The sequence below is a fragment of the Serratia sp. szju genome (assembly GCF_044594185.1).
Classification (GTDB): domain Bacteria; phylum Pseudomonadota; class Gammaproteobacteria; order Enterobacterales; family Enterobacteriaceae; genus Serratia; species Serratia bockelmannii.
In genome coordinates, this window is sequence record NZ_CP172576.1 from 2158859 (window position 1) to 2177674 (window position 18816).

The following is an 18816-nucleotide window of genomic DNA, read 5'->3' on the forward strand; positions in this document are numbered from 1 at the left end:
TTTTATGACTACGCAAGACATTGACGCCCGCGCTGGACGGGCGGGGGAAACCGTTGCCGAAAATCCGCAGCAGCGGGTGCGCTGGTCGGTGCCGATCGCGCTGTTTGCCTGCGTGCTGCTGGCGTTTTTCGACAAGATCAGCATCGCGGCGCTGTTTTCCGACGCTGAGTTTCAGCAGGCGTTAGGGATCGGCTTTGACCCGGCGCGGCTGGGCTTGCTGATGAGCGCGTTTCTGTTCTCCTACGGCATCTCCTCGATGCTGCTCAGCGGCATCGGCGATCGGCTTAATCCGGTCAAGGTATTGATTGGTATGATGGTGGTGTGGGGCGTGCTGATGGTGTTAATGGGGATGGTGCGTTCCTATCACGCCATGATGACGCTGCGCATTCTGCTCGGCATCGCCGAAGGGCCGCTGTTGCCGATGGCCTACGCCATTATTCGTCAGGCCTTTCCGCCGCAGCTGCAGGCGCGCGCCACCATGCTGTGGCTGCTCGGCACGCCGCTCGGGGCCGCGCTCGGCTTCCCGGTCACCCTGTACATCCTCAATACCTTCGACTGGCAGACCACCTTCTTCTTTATGGCGTTTCTGACGCTGCCGGTGATGTTGCTGGTGCTGTTCGGCATGCGCCACCTGAACGTCTCGCGCCCGGCGGCGGCGGCCAAGCCGGCGGTGTCCGAACGCAAACAGCACCGCCGCGAGCTGCTGCGCAGCCCGCATTTCTGGATGATTTGCCTGTTCAATATCGCCTTCCTGACCTACCTGTGGGGCATGAACGGCTGGTTGCCGAGCTACCTGATCAAGGGCAAAGGCATTCATCTGGAGCATGCCGGTTACCTCTCTTCGCTGCCGTTCATCGCCATGCTGCTCGGCGAAGTGCTGGGCGCCTGGCTGTCGGACAAGCTGGATCGGCGCGCGCTGGCCTGCTTCCTGTCGCTGTGCGGCGCGGGCCTCGGCCTGGCGGTGGTGCTGCACCTGCAGGGCACCTACAGCGTGATCGCCGCCATGGCCTTCAGCACCTTTATGTGGGGCGCCGGTGCGCCGAATATTTTCGCGCTGTTGGCGAAGGCGACCAGCAGCAAGGTCAGCGCCACCGCCGGCGGCATTTTCAACGGACTGGGCAATTTTGCCGGCGCGCTGGCGCCGGTGCTGATGGGGGCGTTGATCGCCGCCACCGGCAATATGGATAACGGCCTGCTGTTCCTGGTGGTGATGGCGTTCGTCGGCTGCCTCATTCTGCTGCCGTTGCTGAGAAAGTACTGAATTAACAATTGCTAAGCCCAATGGATTTCATGCTGTGGCTAGGCGGCAAGTTCGTGAGTCTCCAGGAGCTTACTGCGGTAAGTGACTGGTGTGAACGAATGCAGCCAACAACGCCACAGCGTGAAAGACGAAGGGGATAACCATTTGATTCAACAGAGGAGTGACAACATGTCTCAGGTTGAGAACAAAGCCGGCGTCAAGCCGCAGGATCTGTCGATGGAAAACTGGGTAGAGTCGCGCATCGCCCGTTTCGAGGGCCGCAAATACGACTGGAACGCGCTGAAATTCCAGGCCGACTTTGACCCGAAATACCGCCGCGCGCAGATGCGCTATATCGGCACCGGCGCCACCGGCGTGGCCAGCGACGCCAACACCATTCCGGCGGGCAACTTCACCTTTTCCACCATGGTGCTGCCGTCGAAGTGCGAGGGCCCGTTGCACCTGCACGACGACGTGGAAGAAGTGTTCTTCATGCTGAAAGGCAGCATCACGCTGATGATCCAGGATGGTGAAGAGTATTACGAAACCAGGCTGAAAGAGCGCGATCTGATCTCGGTGCCGGCGGGCGTGTACCGCGGCCTGTTCAACCACGGCGAGGAAGAGGCGCTGATGTGCGTGATGCTCGGCACCGCCAAGCCGGAGATCCCGACCTATCCGGCGGATCACCCGCTGTCCAAAGTGAAGCGCAACTGATGAACGGCCTGGCGCAACGCCAACGGGCGCGCTGCGGGGCGTACACCCTGAGCTGGCGCGAGGCCGGGCAGGGGCGGCCGGTGGTGTTGCTGCACGGCATCAGTTCCGGATCCGCCTCGTGGATAAAGCAGTTTAACGACAGCGGCCTGACGGACGGTCATCGTCTGTTGGCGTGGGACGCACCGGGCTACGGCGGCAGCCTGCCGTTGGCGGATCCGCAGGCTGACGCCGCCGGTTATGCGGCGGCGTTGGCGGCGCTGATTGCTGAGCTGCAGCTGGCGCAGCCGCTGATCGTCGGCCATTCACTGGGGGCGCTGATCGGCAGCGCTTACGCCGCCGGCTATCCGGACGGGCTATGTGGGCTGGTGTTGGCGGATCCGGCGCAGGGCTATGCCGCGGCGCCGGAGGAAAAACGCCGGCAGGTGTACGGCCAGCGCCAACAGATGATGGAGACGCTGGGGCCGGTGGGCTACGGCGAGCAGCGGGCGGCGGCCTTGCTGCATGAAGAGGCGGATCCGCAGGACATCGCCTGGGTGCGCAACGGCATGCAACAGCTCGATCCCGACGGTTTTCTGAGCGCCGCCTGGATGCTGGCTAACGACGACATCGGCCGCTATCTGGCGCGCTATCGCGGCCCGCTGGAAGTGTGGTGCGGTGAACAGGATCGCATTACGCCGCCGGAGAAGGCGGCCGAGCTGGCGCGTGAGCAAGACGCGACGCTGCGTCTGATTGCCGCCGCCGGTCACGCCAGCTACCTCGATGCGCCGGCGTGTTTCAACCGCTATCTGCGGGATTTTACGGGAGCAATCCAACGATGAATTTTCAGCTTGAGGATCGGGTGGCGGTGGTGACCGGCGGCTCGTCGGGCATCGGTTTCGAAACTCTGAAGCTGCTGCTGGCCGAAGGGGCGAAGGTGGCGTTCTGCGGCCGCGATCCGGACAAACTGGCCGGCGCGGAGGCCAGCCTGCGCGCGGACTTCCCGCAGGCGGAGATCCTGGCGCTGCGCTGCGACGTGCTGGATGCACAGCAGGTGGCGCAGTTCGCCGCTCAGGTGACGGCGCGTTTCGGCGGCGTGGATCTGCTGATCAACAACGCCGGTCAGGGCTTCGTCGCCCATTTTGACCAGACGCCGCGCGAGGCCTGGCTGCATGAGGCCGAGCTGAAGCTGTTCGGCGTGATCAATCCGGTGCAGGCGTTCTTACCGGCGCTGGAACGATCGGCGATCGCGTCTATCACCTGCGTGAACTCGCTGCTGGCGCTGCAGCCGGAAGAACACATGATCGCCACCTCGGCGGCGCGTGCCGCGCTGCTCAACATGACGCTGACGCTATCGAAAGAGCTGGTGGACAAAGGTATTCGCGTTAACTCGATCTTGCTGGGGATGGTGGAGTCGGGCCAGTGGCGCCGCCGTTTCGACGATCGCAGCGATAAAGATCAAAGTTGGGAGCAGTGGACGGCGGCGATCGCCGAACGGCGCGGCATCCCGATGAAGCGCCTGGGCAAGCCGCAGGAGCCGGCGCAGGCGCTGCTGTTCCTCGCTTCGCCGCTGGCTTCTTTTACCACCGGCGCGGCGCTGGACGTTTCCGGCGGCTTTAACCGCCATGTGTAGCAGGGGCCGAAAAAGATGAAGAAGATCATGATGATTGGCTACGGCGCGATGGCGAAGGAAGTGATCGCCCGTTTGCCGGAAGGCGTGGAGGTCGGTTGGATCCTGGCGCGCGCAGCTCATCATGCGGCGATCGCCGAGGCTTTTGGCGGGCGGGTGCAGGCGCTGGCCCATCCTGGGCAGTGTTCGCAGCAGCCGGATCTGGTGCTGGAGTGCGCCAGCCAGCAGGCAGTGGCGGAGTTTGGCGAAGCGGTGCTGCAGCGCGGCTGGCCGCTGGCGCTGATCTCGACCGGCGCGCTGGCGGACGCCGCATTGCAACAGCGGCTGCAGCAGGTTTGCCGCCGCCATCACGGGCAGCTGATCGTGCTGTCCGGCGCGGTGGCGGGGATGGACGGGCTGGCGTCGGCGCGCGAAGGCGGGCTGGAGAGCGTGACCTATCAGGCCAGTAAAAGCCCGGCCAGCTGGCGCGGCAGCCCGGCGGAACAGTTGATCGATCTCGATGCGGTGAGTGAAGCGCAGGTGTTTTTTGAAGGTTCGGCGCGTGAAGCGGCGCGTTTGTTCCCGGCTAATGCCAACGTGGCGGCCACCATTGCGCTCAACGGCCTGGGGATGGACGCCACCCGGGTACGCCTGCAGGTCGATCCCGCCACCCGACGCAATACCCATCGCCTGCAGGTGTGCGGCGATTTTGGCGAGTTTCACATCGAGCTGAGCGGCACCCCGCTGGCGAGCAATCCCAAAACATCAACCCTGGCGGCGCTGAGCGCGGTACAAGCCTGCCGCCGTCTGGTGGACGGCGGTTTTATTGCCTGAACGGCAGGAGCGGAGCATGGAACGATTGAATATTTTTGTCGCCGGACGCTGGCGCGAAGGGCGTGGCGAAGAGATGGCTTCGGTATTCCCGGCCGACGGCAGCGTCAACGCGCGGCTGCGTGCCGCTAACGTCGAGGACGTGAATGAGGCGGTGGAGGCAGCGGAACGCGCCTGGCGCGCGCCGGAGTGGCGTGGGTTGGTGCCGCACCAACGCGCCTCGATCCTCTACCGCGTCAGCAACCTGATCCTGGCGCAGCAGGAACAGCTGGCCGAGCTGCAGACCCGCGACAACGGCAAGCCGCTGGCGGAGACCCGCGGGCTGGTGGCCAGCGCAGCGGCGACCGCGCGCTACTTCGCCGCCGCCTGCGAAGTGTTGGAAGGCGAATTGCCGACCCCGCGCAGCGCCGAGGTGATGACGCTCAGCCAGTATCAGCCGATGGGGGTGATCGCCGCCATCACGCCGTGGAACTCACCGATCGCCAGTGAAATGCAGAAGGTGGCGCCGGCGCTGGCGGCGGGCAACGCGGTGGTGCTCAAACCGGCCGAAGCCACGCCGCTGATGGCGCTGAAGCTGGCCGAGCTGTTCGAACAGGCGGGCCTGCCTGCCGGGCTGCTCAGCGTGCTGCCGGGCAAAGGTTCGGTGATCGGCGAGGCGTTGGCGCGCCATCCGCGGGTGAAAAAGATCTCCTTTACCGGTGGGACCAGCACCGGGCGCCATTTGGCGCATATCGCCGCCGACAAGCTGATCCCCACCTCGTTGGAACTGGGGGGCAAATCACCGACCATCGTGCTGGAGGACGCCGATCTGGAACAGGCGGCGCGCGGTATCTGCTACGGCATTTTCAGCTCCGCCGGCCAGGCGTGCATCGCCGGATCGCGGCTGTTCGTGCATCGTTCGCTGTATCAGCCGCTGCTGGCGCGCTTGACCGAACTGACGGCGGGGCTGCGCATCGGCAACCCGCTGGTGCCGGGCGTGCATCTCGGCCCGCTGATCAGCGCCAAACATCGGCAAAGCGTGGCGGACTACGTGGCGCTGGCGCGGCAGGAGGGTGGCCGGGTGATCATCGGCGGCGAAGCGCCGGCCGATCCGCAACTGGCGAGCGGTAGCTATTACCTGCCGACCATTATTGAAGGCTTGAACAATGACGCCCGCGTGTGCCAGGAGGAGATCTTCGGCCCGGTGCTGGTGGCGCTGCCGTTCGACGACGAGCAACAGCTGATCGAACAGGCCAACGACTCGGTGTACGGCCTGGCGGCCGGCATCTGGAGCCGCGATTTCCCGCGGGCGATGGCGCTGGCGGAGCGGCTGGAAACCGGCACCGTCTGGATCAACACCTACAAAACGTTCTCGATTTCTACACCGTTCGGCGGTTTCAAGGAAAGCGGGCTGGGCCGCGAAAAGGGCCTGAACGGCATCAAGGCCTACATGCAGCAGAAAAGCGTGTATCTGGCGCTGAGCCATCAGGTGAACCGCTGGAGCGACTAGGCCGACACCTCTACGGATAACCCTAATAACGACTACCCTAAGAAGGCAGATGATGAGCGATAAAATCACGGTTGGCGAGGCGATAGCCCGGACTCTGGAACAGTACGCGGTGTCGGCGATGTACGGCATCATTTCGATTCATAATCTGCCGATCGCCGATGCGGTGGGGCAGCGCGATAAAATTCGCTTCGTGCCGGCGCGCGGCGAAGCGGGCGCGGTCACCATGGCCGACGCGCACGGGCGCTTCTCCGGCCTGGGCGTGGCGTTGACCAGCACCGGCGCCGGCGCGGGCAACGCGGTGGGGGCGATGATTGAGGCGCTCAACGCCAACACGCCGCTGCTGCATATCACCGGCCAGGTGGAAAAAGCCTATCTGGACGCCGACGCCGGTTTTATTCATGAAACCCGCGATCAGCTCGGCTTCCTGCGCGCCTGCTCCAAGCGCGCTTACCGGGTCAATTCGCCGGAGCAGGCGGTGGCGGTGATCCAGCGGGCGATCCTGGATGCGCAAACCGTGCCCTGTGGCCCGGTGGCGGTCGAGATCCCGATCGATATTCAAAGTAGCCTGGTTTCCCGTTCGGTGCTGACCGAAGCGTTGGCGCCGGCGCCGCTGCCGAAGGCGGACGATGCGGCGGTGGAGCGGCTGCATCAGCGGCTGAAACAGGCCAAGCGTCCGCTGCTGTGGTTAGGCGGTGGCGCCTTGGCCTGCGGCGACGCGGTGCGCAAGCTGGCGGACGCCGGCGTGGCGGTGATCTCCAGCACCCACGGGCGCGGCATTCTGCCGGACAGCCATCCGCGCAGCCTGCGGGCGTTCCACAACTCGCCGAGCATCGAGGCGATCCTGACGCAGTGCGACCTGACGCTGGTGGCTGGTTCGCGCCTGCGCAGTAATGAAACCCGCACCTGGACGCTGCCACTGCCGCGCCCGCTGGTGCAGATTGACATCGATCCGGCGGCGGCCAACCGCAACTACCTGGCCGATGAGCAGATCAACGGCGACTGTGCGGCGCTGCTGGCCGCGCTGGCGGCGCGGCTGAGCACCGGCGAGAAGGTTAACGCCGAGTGGGATGCCGAGATCGCGGGGGCGGTGCAGCAGGCGGAGAGCGCGTTGCGTCAGCAGTCCGGCGAATACGCCAAACTCAACGACGCCATCGACGCCGCGTTGCCGCAGGATGGATTGCTGGTGCGCGATATCACCGTTTCCGGCAGCGTCTGGGGCAGCCGTTTGTTCCGCGCGATCTCGCCGCTGTGCAACATTCACTCGCTGGCCGGTGCTATCGGCATGGGGCTGCCGATGGCGATCGGCACCGCGATCGCCAACCCGCAGCGCAAGGTGGTGGGGCTGGTGGGCGATGGCGGTTTGGCGCTGGGCCTGGGGGAACTGGCGACCATGGCGCAGGAACAGGTGAACATCACCCTGCTGATCATGAACGACGGCGGTTATGGCGTGATGCGCGGCATTCAGGACAAGTATTTCGCCGGGCGCCAGTATTACAACGAGCTGCATACGCCGGCCTTTACTCAAATAGCCGAAGCGATGGGGCTGAAAGCCTGGAAGGTCGAGGCGGCGGCGCAGTTCAACGGCGTATTGGCCGAGGCGATCAACTACCCGGGGCCGTCGGTGGTCGAGGTGGACATGAAGCAGGTCGGGCCGCTGACTTTCGCCGGACCGCCGCAGAAGACGCTGTATTGAGACGATAAAAAACGCCCGGCGGTTGCCGGGCGTTCTCGTGGTTACTTCTCTGCCGCGATGCGATCGCGAATGTGCTGCGCGCGCGCTTGGGAAGACGGGTGATCGTCGAACATGCTGCTCTGACGGCCGGCTTCCATTTGGGCCAGTTTTTCGAAGCTGGTGGCCAGGCCGTTCGGATCGATGCCGCGCTTTTTCAGCAGATCGAACGAGTAATCATCCGCTTCGCTTTCCTGTTTCTGCGAGAACTGGGCGCTGACCAGCTTCTCGCCGATGTCCGCCAACTGCGACTGCGACAGCGAGCCGATGACGCCGCCGGCGGAGGACGCCGCGGTGCGCAGCGCCACGGTGCCGTAAGCCACCTGCATCGCTTTACGGGTGTGGCCCAGCGCCACGTGGCCCATTTCGTGGCCCAGCACGCCTTCCACTTCGTTGTCGTTCATCATGTCCATCAGGCCGCTGTAGACGCGGATACAGCCGTTGGCCATCGCCCAGGCGTTGACGTCTTTGGTCACGTAAACCTTATAGTTGGCCGGGGTGCCGTTGATGTTGTCGCCCAGCGCCGCAGCGATTTTGTTGAGACGCTTGGCGTAGGTGCTGCCGGCCGGCGCGATTTGTGCCTTGCTGTCCATCTCGGCGCAGGATTTATCACTCAGGGCCTTAACGTCGTCGTTGCTCAAGGTCGCCGCCTGGAACGCCTGCGCGCCGGACTGCATCAAGGTTTCGGTATTCAGGTTTTGACAGCCGGTTGCCAAGGTGGCAATGCCCAACGCAATCAAAGAGGTACGGATCTTCATAACGCTATCTTCCTGTGAAGGTAACAAGGTAAAAGAGTCATTTTGCTTTGAGGAAATCTTGTCGCAAGAGCCTAGTGTACGCCAGCTAAGGCGAGAATAGTGTTATTCCGAAAAAGCGTCCAATCGTGCTAATAAGTGGTGAACTCGCTCTCATTTGGCATTAGGGATTGCCGTTGTGATGTGGAGTCTGAGAAAATAGGGAACTTGACTGCTTTTTTTATCCGACCTGGAGTAAAACATGTCCTCTCGTAAAGAGCTTGCCAACGCCATCCGCGCACTCAGCATGGACGCCGTACAAAAAGCAAATTCCGGCCACCCGGGGGCCCCTATGGGCATGGCGGACATCGCCGAAGTCCTGTGGCGTGACTACCTCAACCACAACCCGACTAACCCGCACTGGGCTGACCGCGACCGTTTCGTGCTCTCCAACGGCCACGGCTCCATGTTGATTTACAGCCTCCTGCACCTCACCGGCTACGACCTGCCGATGCGCGAGCTGGAGAACTTCCGTCAGCTGCATTCCAAAACCCCGGGGCACCCGGAGTACGGCTACACCCCAGGCGTTGAGACCACCACCGGTCCGCTGGGCCAGGGTATCGCCAACGCCGTCGGCTTCGCCATCGCCGAACGCACCCTGGCGGCGCAGTTCAACCGCCCTGGCCACGACATCGTCGACCACCACACCTACGCCTTCATGGGCGACGGCTGCATGATGGAAGGTATCTCGCACGAAGTCTGCTCCCTGGCCGGCACCCTCAAGCTCGGCAAGCTGACCGCCTTCTACGATGACAACGGCATCTCCATCGACGGCCACGTCGACGGCTGGTTCACCGACGACACCGCCCTGCGTTTCGAAGCCTACGGCTGGCACGTGGTGCGCAACGTCGACGGCCACAACCCGGACGCCATCAAGGCCGCGATTGAAGAAGCCCGCAAGGTGACCGACAAGCCGTCGCTGCTGATGTGCAAGACCGTTATCGGCTTCGGTTCGCCGAACAAGGCCGGCACCCATGACGTGCACGGTGCCGCGCTGGGCGCCGCCGAAGTGGCCGCCACCCGCGAAGCGCTGGGCTGGAAATACGCCGCCTTTGAAATCCCGCAGGACATCTACGCCCAGTGGGACGCCAAAGAAGCCGGTCAGGCCAAAGAAGCGGCCTGGAACGACAAGTTCGCCGCCTACGCCAAGGCCTTCCCGGAACTGGCTGCCGAGTTCAAGCGCCGCATGAACGGCGAGCTGCCGGCCGACTGGAAAGCCGACGCCAAAGCGTTCGTGGAAAAACTGCAGGCCAACCCGGCCAACATCGCCAGCCGCAAGGCGTCGCAGAACGCGCTGGAAGCGTTCGGCAAGGTGCTGCCGGAGTTCCTGGGCGGCTCTGCCGACCTGGCGCCGAGCAACCTGACCATGTGGTCCGGCTCGAAAGCGCTGAACGTTGACCCGGCGGGCAACTACATTCATTACGGCGTGCGCGAGTTCGGCATGACCGCCATCACCAACGGCATCGCGCTGCACGGCGGCTTCCTGCCGTACTCGGCGACCTTCCTGATGTTCGTGGAATACGCCCGCAACGCGGTGCGCATGGCGGCACTGATGAAGCTGCGCAACGTGTTCGTCTACACCCACGACTCCATCGGTCTGGGCGAAGACGGCCCGACCCACCAGCCGGTGGAGCAGCTGGCGAGCCTGCGCGTGACCCCGAACATGAGCACCTGGCGCCCGTGTGACCAGGTGGAATCGGCGGTGGCGTGGCAGTACGGTATCGAGCGCAACGACGGCCCGACCACCCTGGTGTTCTCGCGCCAGAACCTGACCCAGCAGCCGCGCAGCGCAGAGCAGCTGGCGAACGTGTACCGCGGCGGCTACGTGCTGAAAGACTGCGCGGGCACGCCGGACGTCATCCTGATTGCCACCGGCTCCGAAGTGGGTATCACGGTGGAAGCGGCGGACAAGCTGACCGCAGCGGGCCGCAAGGTGCGCGTGGTGTCGATGCCGTCGACCGACGCGTTCGACAAGCAGGATGCGGCGTACCGCGAGTCGGTGCTGCCGGCGGCGGTAACGGCGCGCGTGGCGGTGGAAGCGGGTATCGCGGACTACTGGTACAAGTACGTGGGCCTGAACGGCGCCATCGTGGGCATGACCACCTTCGGTGAGTCGGCGCCGGCGGAGCAGCTGTTCGCCGAGTTCGGCTTCACCGTGGACAACGTGGTGGCCAAGGCGCAGGCGCTGCTGAAGTAAGCGGCCGGGCGCAAGCCGATAAAAAAGCCGGTCATTATGACCGGCTTTTTTATGGGCGGAAACCGCGATTACGACGCGGTCTTGATGCTTTCGGCGCTGCGCAACCGGTCGTAAGCCGCCGCCAGCAACAGCACCAGCAGCGTAGGCTGCAGCCAGACCAGACCCTGTTCGGCCAGCGGCAGCTTATCGAACCAGACGGGCAGCAGGCTGCTGAAGCTGGAGGCTTTCAGGCCGTCGGCGAGGCCAAACACCAGGCTGGTAGCGATCACCGGCGCGAAGACGCGCTTGGCGCTGCGCCAGCGGTTCTGGCTGAAGCTGAGCAATACCAGCGCGATGCAGGGCGGGTAGATCGCCGTCAGCACCGGCAGCGAGACGCGGATCAGATTGGCCAGCCCCATGTTGGAAACCAGCATGGCGAAGAGGGCGAGGATAACCACCAGCGTGCGGTAAGAGAGCGGCAGGTAGCGGGAGAAGAAGTCCGCGCAGGCACAGGTCATGCCGACCGCCGTCACCAGGCAAGCGATGAACATCAGCACCGCCATAAAGACGCTGCCCAGATCGCCGAAGGTGTGCTGCACATAGGCGTGCAGGATTGCCGCGCCATCCTGAGCATCGTTCCCGACCAGGCTGCCGCTGCCGGCGCCGAGCTTGAACATGCAGATATAGACCAGCGTCAGGCCGACGCCGGCGATCAGGCTGGCCCACAGGGTGTAGCGCAGCAGCAGGCCGCTGTCGCTGACGCCGCGCGAGCGGGCGGCGGTGACGATAATCGAGCCGAACATCAACGCCGACAGCGTGTCCATGGTTTGATAACCCTGAACGAAGCCGGTGGAAAACGCCGCGGCCTGATAGCTGCCGACGGCGGAGACCGGCGCACCGGCGGGCCAGACCAGGGCGGCGATGCCGAGCGCGGCCAGCGCCAGAATTTTCAGCGGCGCCAGAATATGGCCGACGTTATCGAGCAAGCGGCCAGGATACAACGACACGATCATCGCCAGGGTAAAGAACAGCAGGCTGTAGATGAACTGCGGCAGGGCGCCGTCGCCGGTGAAGGGCGCGATGCCGAGGGCGAAAGAGACATTGGCGGTTCGCGGCGTGGCGAACAGTGGGCCGAGCGCCAGATAGCAGACGGTCGCCAACAGCAGGCCGGCTGTGCGGCCGATGGGGCCAGTCAGCAGGCTGATGCTGCCGCCGACGCGCGCCAGCGCGATCACGGCAATCACCGGCAGGGCGACGGCGGTCACCATAAAACCGAGGGCGGCCGGCCACAGATGCTCACCGGACTGCAGCCCCACCAGCGGGGGGAAAATGATGTTGCCGGCGCCGACAAATAGGGCGAAGGTCATAAAGCCCAGGGCGATAATGTCTTTCGGGGATAAACTCTTGGTCATAACGGTATGGCACTGCCTGTATTCATGAAATAAACGGCCTGGCTGCGGAATGAAGCACTGCAGGAGGAGGCGCGTGGGGCAGCGTAAGCCCGCAAAAATTTTCGTCCGGCAGGATATAATAATTCGGCGACAAAAACCTGATTAATCCAGCGCTGTTTACCCCGGCGTGAACCGGCCGCACAGAGGGATCCTGGCGGCCGGCCCGGCAGCGCGTTAGCTCGCGCGCGCCACCATGTCTATCGACAGCGGGATTTCGATATGCGGTTTAAAAGAGTCATACGCGAAGGAGACGTGGCCGTCTTCGACCGGTTTACGGGTGAAAAAGATCAGCATATCACGGGTCGAATGCCGGCGTTTGTCCTGCGCTTCCACCGGTGAGAGGCTGTGTTTGCGCTCATGGTCGACAATCAGCAGGGTATCGAGGAAATGCCGATGCTGTATTTCGCCCAAAATCCATTCCGGCCGGGCGCGATCGAATTTGATCCCGCTGGTTTCGCGCATATCGTGAATAAAGGTCTTGGCGCTGTCGTCGGTCATGTTGTCGCAGCCGAGGAAGGTCGTCATGGTGTGGTCGACGCCGTCGCTGTGTACGCCTTCCAGCGCCGGTTCGCCCAACATCTGCGGCGTGGTGACGGTGCGCAGGTTGAACACCGTGCAGACGAATTTGTTGATCTCCTGATTAAGCCGGGGGCGCGGCGTCACGCTCACGCCATCGATCACGTAGGCTTTGAATTTCATCAGTGCCTGAAATGCCGTATTCAACTGCAGATCGTCGTTGATGCCGCGGAAATGGCGCACCTTTCCCGAATCGTAGCGGATGAAGTCTTCCTCGACCGAGAGCACGAAAGGCTGGAACTCCAGCCGCTCAATCTGGGCGCGATCGAAGTCGAAGCAGAAGCGGCCGTTTCTGGACTTGCGGAAAGGCAGTGTGGGATCGTCCGCCAGATTGGCGCTGACCTGCTGCAGCCTGGCGAAATCTTCCGGCCGCGCGCCCAGCGCCAGCAGGATCGCTTGCATGGTGGCGCCGGGGATAAAGGCTGAACGGTGTTCCTGGTACGCCTTCTTAACTTCATCAAGCAGGGATAACTGTCGCATTTCTCGGTGGCCTCACGAATGATGTGGCGATTATAAAATCTTGCTGCCGATCTCCACGTCGACATCGGGTTTCAGCAAGACAGTGCCTTGATCCCGGGTGACCGCGGCAAGTACCAGCACTTCAGATTTAAATCCGGCAACCCGCCTGGCGGGGAAATTAACGACGGAGATGACTTTTTTTCCAAGCAGATCATCTTCCTGATAGTTTTCGCATAATTGCGCCGAGCTGTTTTTAATGCCAATTTCTTCGCCGAAATCAATGCGCAGCTTATAGGCGGGTTTTAATGCCTTGTCGTTATATTCCACGGAAATAATTTCGCCAATACGCATATCCAGTTTCATAAAATCAGTGATTTCGGCCATGAGTCAGTCCAGTTAATTAAGTGGCTTCAGGAAGGCTAGCAAAGGGGAATTATTCCGACAATGCCGCCAGGAGGGGAATAGTTATACCGGATGTAGCAATTAATTTACATTATCGTAACGTGGTGGAATTAATTATAAGCTTGGTGAATTATATAAGATTGAAACTTCATTATTTCCCGCAATTATGTTCACCACGCCTGCTTGGTGCCAGCGTCGATACTGTTAAGCCCGTGTTAAATTGGTTAGTATGCTCTGCATTAATTCATCAACGGCATTTTTTAGGTAGTGATATGGAAATAACCCAGCGCGAAAAACGCGATCGGCGAAAGGCATTGATTGCGCCGTTTTTCCTGATATTAATTTGGTCGACCGGTTTTATTGCCGCGCGGGCGGTGGCGGATCATGCCGATCCCAACCTTTTCCTGACCTTTCGCTTTTTGATCGCCGCGGCAGTATTCGCTCTGCTGGCGCTGCATTGCGCCTGGCCCAAGGGGCGACAGTTCGTAATGCACCTGCTGACCGGCATGTTGATGAACGGTGTTTACCTTGCCGCAAGCTGGTGGGCGGTGGCGAACGGCCTGGCAGCCGGAGTGATGTCGCTGATCGGCGGATTGCAGCCGCTGTTTACCGCGCTGATTTTCGCGCTGGTGCTGCGTAAGCCGATCGGGTTACGTTCCTGGGCCGGGCTGGCGGTCGGTTTTATCGGCGTTGCGCTGGTGCTCTCCCCGCGGCTGACCGGCATCGACGTCGGCAATATGGCGCTGCTGCCGATCCTGATGGGGTTTGGCAGCATCGTTGCGCTGACGATAGGCATCATGGTGCAGAAGTCTTCGCTGGCAGCGGCCGATCTGCGGGCGGCAGGCGCCATTCAGCACCTCGGCGCGGCGATCGTGACCGGCGTACTGGCGGCCGTAATGGGCTCAGGCGCCTGGGACAATTCGCCAACGCTGTGGTTCTCGCTGCTGTGGTCGGCCGGCGTGTTGTCGCTGGGCGGCACCGCGCTGTTCATTTGGATGGTGCGCCACGGCGATTTGACTCGCATTACCGCGCTGATGCTGCTGGTGCCGCCGGCGGCGGCGCTGCAGGCTTACGCGCTGTTTGGTGAGGCGTTGTCGCTGGTGCAGCTGGCGGGATTTGTTCTGACGCTGCTGGGGGTTGCCATCGTACAGCGAATTCGCCTGCGGCGGCGCTCTCACCTGGCCGAATAGTCTGCGATAGGAAGTGCTGTAAAGCCCGTGCTGCCGGGCTTTTTATTGGCTGAAAAACGTCCAACCTCACAAAACCGAAAGATAACAAGCAACGCCGTTGCCTCGTCATAAATATTAACTGTATGTTAATTTTTGGTTTATTAAATGTGATCAGGGGATGGATGATGATGAAAAAAATCAGCGCGACCGTAGCTGCTATCACCTTACTGGGCTCCGTTTCCGCCTATGCGGCCTTCCCGGCGGGCTACCCTGCCGACTATCAGAAACTGGTCGACGGCGCGAAGAAAGAAGGCAAGGTGGTGATTTATTCAACCACCGACACCAAGGCGGCGGCGCCGCTGATCCAGGGGTTCGAGGCGTTGTATCCGGGCATCAAGGTCGAATACAACGACATGAACAGCACCGAACTGTATAACCGCTTTATCAGCGAGCAGGCGGCCGGCGGCACCAGCGGCGACCTGGTGTGGAGTTCGTCGATGGACACCATTTTGAAACTGGCGGGCGATTACGCGCAGGAGTATGCCTCTCCGGAGCGGGCTCAGTTGCCAAAATGGGCGGTATGGCAAGATAAAGTGTATGGCACCACCTATGAGCCGGTGGTGTTTATCTATAACAAACGGCTGATCCCGCAGGGCGATGTGCCGGATTCACACGCGGCGCTGGCTAAACTGATCGCCGGTCAGACGGACAAATTCAAGAAGAAAGTCACCACCTACGACATCGAAAAATCCGGCGTCGGCTTCATGCTGTCGGTGCAGGACTTCAAGGCCGATCCTAACTACTTCAAAACGCTGGCCGACGTGGCCAAGGGCGGGCTGGCGGTGCAATCTTCCACCGGCACCATGATGGAGCGCGTCTCCTCCGGTGAAAACCTGATCGGCTTCAATATCCTCGGTTCATACGCCGAGGCCCGCGCCAAGAGCGATCCGTCGCTCGGCATCGTCTATCCGAAAGACTATACCCTGGTGCTGTCGCGCGTGAGCTTCATCAGCAAAGAGGCCGGCAACCCTAACGCCGCCAAGCTGTGGTTCGACTACGTGCTGTCGGAGAAAGGGCAAAATATTCTCGCCAATCAGGCGGATATCCCCTCGATCCGCAACGACATCGAAGGCAAGAACGACATCGATGGCATGACCAAGCTGTTGGGTAACGCGCTCAAGCCGATCCCGGTCGATGACAGCCTGCTGGAATATCTGCAGCCGGCCAAACGTCTCGACTACATCAAACAATGGCGCGCCGCCGCGGCGAAATAACAGGGACTGCATTCGGACGCGCGCCTGCCGCACGGGCGCGCGCCCTTTGGTCGTCGTTTACAACCATAGGGAGCATTTATGCAAGCATGGCGCAGAAAGTGGCAGAGCCTGCCGCGCGGCCTGGTGGTGTTGATAACCGCGCTGGTTATCTATGTCCCCCTGTCGTTTATCATCATTCAAAGCTTCCTCTCGGCTCCGTTTTTCTCTCCCTCCAAGGTCTTCAGCCTGGAGGCCTTCGAGTTCATCTTTACCGATCCGGATTTCTACAAGGCGCTGAAAAGCGGCTTTATTCTGGCATTCGGCCTGGTGATTATCGCCATCCCGCTCGGCGGCATTTTGGCCTTCCTGATGGTGCGCACCGATCTGCCGGGGCGGCGGATCATCGAACCGCTGATTTTGGTGCCGATTTTCGTGTCGCCGATGGTGCTGGGTTTCGGTTACGTGGTGGCGGCGGGGCCGGTCGGCTTCTTCTCGCTGTGGGCGGAAGCGTTGCTGGGTTTCGTGCCGTGGAACATCTATTCGATGGCCAGCATCGTGGTGATAGCCGGATTGACGCACGTGCCCCACGCGTATCTGTACATCTCCTCGGCGCTGCGCAGCGTGGGCTCCGACGTTGAAGAAGCGGCGCGCACCGCCGGCGCTACGCCGCTGCAGGTGATGACCGCCGTCAGCCTGCCGATGGTGCGGCCGTCTATCTTGTACGCCGGGGTGCTGCTGTTCTTCCTCGGGCTGGAGGTGTTCGGCCTGATGCTGGTGCTGGGCGATCCGGAAGGCAACCTGGTGTTGGCGACCTACCTGTATCAGTTGACCAACAAGCTGGGTACGCCTTCTTACCACCTGATGGCGGCGGTAGCGGTGGTGCTGATCTGCATCACCATTCCATTGGTGATGCTGCAGCGCAGGCTGATGCGTACCGCCAACCGTTTCGTCACCGTCAAGGGCAAAGCCTCGCAGGCGCGCGCGCTGCCGCTGGGCAAATGGCGCTGGGTGGCCGGCGCGGTGGTGATGTTCTGGCTGACCGTGACCATCGGCGTGCCGCTGATCGGCGTAGTGCTGCGCGCCTTTATCTCCAACTGGGGCGTGGGCGTGTCTGTCTGGGACGAACTGTCGATCAACACCTTCCGCACCATCTGGGCGCAACCCAACCTGCTGCGCGCCATCGTCAACTCGATGGCGATCGGGGTGATCGGCGGGGCGCTGGCGGTGGCGTGCTATCTGTTTATCGGCATTGCCATGCACCGCAAGCCGGATGGCGCCACGCGCTTCCTCGACTACAGCGTGCTGGTGCCGCGCGCGGTGCCGGGGCTGTTGGCCGGCCTGGCGTTCCTGTGGGTGTTTCTGTTCCTGCCGATGTGGTTGGACAAATCGCTTAAGGAAGGCTGGCTGTCAGTGCTGCCGATGGCAGAATGGCTGCGCGAGAACGTGATCGTCTGGTTGCGTTCGCTGCGCAGCACCATCTTCAGCGTCTGGCTGGCGTACACCGTGGTGTGGATGGCTTACGGCCTGCGGCTGATCTCTTCTACGCTGCTGCAGGTGGGACCGGAGCTGGAGGAGGCGGCGCGCAGCGCCGGCGCCAGCCGCGGTCAGATCACCCGCCACGTCACCATTCCGCTGTCGCGCTACGGCCTGATCGGCTCCTGGTTGCTGATGTTCCTGATCTTTGAACGCGAATATTCCACCGGGGTGTATCTGCTGTCTCCGGGCACAGAAACCATCGGCTCGATGCTGGTTTCCCTGTGGGCCGCGGGCGCTATCGATATCGTCGCCGCGCTGTCGTTCATCAATATCCTGCTGGTGGTGTTGGGGCTGGGGATCGCCTTGCGCTTTGGAGTGAAATTACATGATTGAACTTTCGGTAGAGAATCTGCATTTGACCTATGGCGACAACCCGGTGTTGAAAGGGGTGTCGATGGATCTGAAACGGGGCGAAGTGGTCTCGCTGCTGGGCCCGTCGGGCAGCGGCAAAACCACGCTGCTGCGGGCGGTAGCCGGGCTGGAGAAACCGAGCCAGGGGCGGATCGTCATCGGCAACAGCGCGGTGTACAACGGCAGCGCACGCAGTGAAATTCCCGCCGAAGAGCGCAATCTGGGGCTGGTGTTTCAGTCCTACGCCCTGTGGCCGCATAAAACGGTGTTTGAGAACGTCGCTTACCCGCTGAAACTGCGTAAGACCGCCTCGGCGGAAATCGCCCAGCGGGTGCAGGCGGTGCTGGATCAACTCGGGCTGGGGCATTTGGCCAAACGCCATCCGCACCAGCTCTCCGGCGGCCAGCAGCAGCGCGTGGCGATCGGGCGCGCGCTGGTCTACAACCCGCCGGTGATCCTGCTGGATGAGCCGCTGTCCAACCTCGACGCCAAGCTGCGCGAAGAGGCGCGGGTATTCCTGCGCGAGTTGATCATCAAGCTCGGTCTGTCGGCACTGATGGTGACTCACGATCAGAACGAGGCGATGGCCATTTCCGATCGCATCCTGCTGCTCAATAACGGCAAAATCGAACAGCAGGGCACGCCGCAGGAGATGTACGGCTCGCCCACCACGCTGTTCACCGCCGAGTTCATGGGCAGCAACAACCGGTTGCCGGGCAAGGTCGTCGCGCTGGAAGGCGATCGGGCGCGCATCGAAGGTAAGGATTGGGCGCTGTGGGGCAAAGCGGGCGAAGGCGTGCAGGTCGGGCAGGAGGGCACGGCGGTGATCCGCGTCGAGCGCGTGCGGTTGGGCGAAGATCCGCAGGGCAACCAGCTTGAGCTGCCGTTGCTGACCAGCATGTATCTCGGCGATCGCTGGGAATACCTGTTCCGTACCGTGGCCGAAGATTTTGTAGTGCGCGCCTATGGCCACGAGGCGCGCGATCGGGCGCTGTGCCGGCTCTCCCTGCCGGCCGAGCATCTGTGGATATTCCCGAAAGCCTAACCAGGACGCCCGCCGA

General features: G+C 62.2%; 16 protein-coding genes. 12 read left to right on the forward strand and 4 right to left on the reverse strand.

The window, feature by feature from the left end:
• The first annotated feature begins 4 nt into the window (after positions 1–4).
• The 7 genes from RE418_RS10130 to RE418_RS10160 all read left to right on the forward strand — a co-directional run bounded on the left by RE418_RS10130 (position 5) and on the right by RE418_RS10160 (position 7552).
• Positions 5–1261: an MFS transporter gene (locus RE418_RS10130; protein WP_089181268.1), complete on the forward strand. Its 1257-nt coding sequence runs from the start codon at positions 5–7 to the stop codon at positions 1259–1261.
• Positions 1262–1429: 168 nt separating this feature from the next.
• Positions 1430–1954 (forward strand): cupin domain-containing protein, encoded by a 525-nt coding sequence (locus RE418_RS10135; protein WP_004937634.1) that lies wholly within the window; start codon positions 1430–1432, stop codon positions 1952–1954.
• Entirely contained in the window at positions 1954–2772 is an 819-nt protein-coding gene (locus RE418_RS10140; protein ID WP_089181267.1) for an alpha/beta fold hydrolase, read from the forward strand. Before RE418_RS10135 ends, RE418_RS10140 begins: the two co-directional genes overlap by 1 nt.
• Positions 2769–3563 (forward strand): SDR family oxidoreductase, encoded by a 795-nt coding sequence (locus RE418_RS10145; RefSeq protein ID WP_060434492.1) that lies wholly within the window; start codon positions 2769–2771, stop codon positions 3561–3563. The genes RE418_RS10140 and RE418_RS10145 overlap by 4 nt, the downstream gene beginning before the upstream one ends.
• A 15-nt stretch (positions 3564–3578) precedes the next feature.
• A complete protein-coding gene (locus RE418_RS10150) occupies positions 3579–4373 on the forward strand; it encodes an aspartate dehydrogenase (protein WP_043141242.1) in 795 nt (264 codons plus the stop codon).
• Between the two features lie 16 nt (positions 4374–4389).
• Positions 4390–5859 carry an aldehyde dehydrogenase gene (locus RE418_RS10155; protein ID WP_025304195.1) on the forward strand — a complete coding sequence of 490 codons (1470 nt, stop codon included), beginning with the start codon at positions 4390–4392 and terminating at the stop codon, positions 5857–5859.
• A gap of 52 nt (positions 5860–5911) precedes the next feature.
• Complete coding sequence (locus tag RE418_RS10160; protein WP_089181266.1) at positions 5912–7552, forward strand: thiamine pyrophosphate-binding protein; 1641 nt, start codon at positions 5912–5914, stop codon at positions 7550–7552.
• 41 nt (positions 7553–7593) lie between these two features.
• On the opposite strand, the gene RE418_RS10165 is transcribed toward RE418_RS10160, so the two are convergent.
• Entirely contained in the window at positions 7594–8346 is a 753-nt protein-coding gene (locus RE418_RS10165) for a M48 family metallopeptidase (RefSeq protein WP_016930039.1), read from the reverse strand.
• Positions 8347–8584: 238 nt separating this feature from the next.
• Between RE418_RS10165 and tkt the strand changes: the two genes are divergently transcribed.
• Complete coding sequence (gene tkt, locus RE418_RS10170) at positions 8585–10579, forward strand: transketolase (RefSeq protein WP_025304193.1); 1995 nt, start codon at positions 8585–8587, stop codon at positions 10577–10579.
• Between the two features lie 68 nt (positions 10580–10647).
• On the opposite strand, the gene brnQ is transcribed toward tkt, so the two are convergent.
• The 3 genes from brnQ to RE418_RS10185 all read right to left on the reverse strand — a co-directional run bounded on the left by brnQ (position 10648) and on the right by RE418_RS10185 (position 13428).
• Positions 10648–11970, reverse strand: coding sequence for a branched-chain amino acid transport system II carrier protein (gene brnQ / locus RE418_RS10175; RefSeq protein WP_043142696.1), 1323 nt, complete (start codon positions 11968–11970; stop codon positions 10648–10650).
• 213 nt (positions 11971–12183) lie between these two features.
• The gene (locus RE418_RS10180) at positions 12184–13065 is read right to left on the reverse strand and encodes a 2OG-Fe dioxygenase family protein (RefSeq protein WP_025304191.1); all 882 of its coding nucleotides are present in this window, start codon (positions 13063–13065) and stop codon (positions 12184–12186) included.
• A 30-nt stretch (positions 13066–13095) separates the two neighbouring features.
• The gene (locus RE418_RS10185) at positions 13096–13428 is read right to left on the reverse strand and encodes a tRNA-binding protein (RefSeq protein WP_025304190.1); all 333 of its coding nucleotides are present in this window, start codon (positions 13426–13428) and stop codon (positions 13096–13098) included.
• Positions 13429–13718: 290 nt separating this feature from the next.
• Between RE418_RS10185 and RE418_RS10190 the strand changes: the two genes are divergently transcribed.
• The 4 genes from RE418_RS10190 to RE418_RS10205 all read left to right on the forward strand — a co-directional run bounded on the left by RE418_RS10190 (position 13719) and on the right by RE418_RS10205 (position 18800).
• Positions 13719–14636 (forward strand): DMT family transporter, encoded by a 918-nt coding sequence (locus RE418_RS10190; protein WP_043142693.1) that lies wholly within the window; start codon positions 13719–13721, stop codon positions 14634–14636.
• Between the two features lie 164 nt (positions 14637–14800).
• On the forward strand, positions 14801–15889 hold the full coding sequence (locus tag RE418_RS10195) for an ABC transporter substrate-binding protein (protein WP_043142713.1): 1089 nt from the start codon (positions 14801–14803) through the stop codon (positions 15887–15889).
• Positions 15890–15967: 78 nt separating this feature from the next.
• Entirely contained in the window at positions 15968–17737 is a 1770-nt protein-coding gene (locus RE418_RS10200) for an iron ABC transporter permease (RefSeq protein ID WP_025304187.1), read from the forward strand.
• Complete coding sequence (locus RE418_RS10205; RefSeq protein ID WP_025304186.1) at positions 17730–18800, forward strand: ABC transporter ATP-binding protein; 1071 nt, start codon at positions 17730–17732, stop codon at positions 18798–18800. The genes RE418_RS10200 and RE418_RS10205 overlap by 8 nt, the downstream gene beginning before the upstream one ends.
• Positions 18801–18816: the final 16 nt, after the last annotated feature.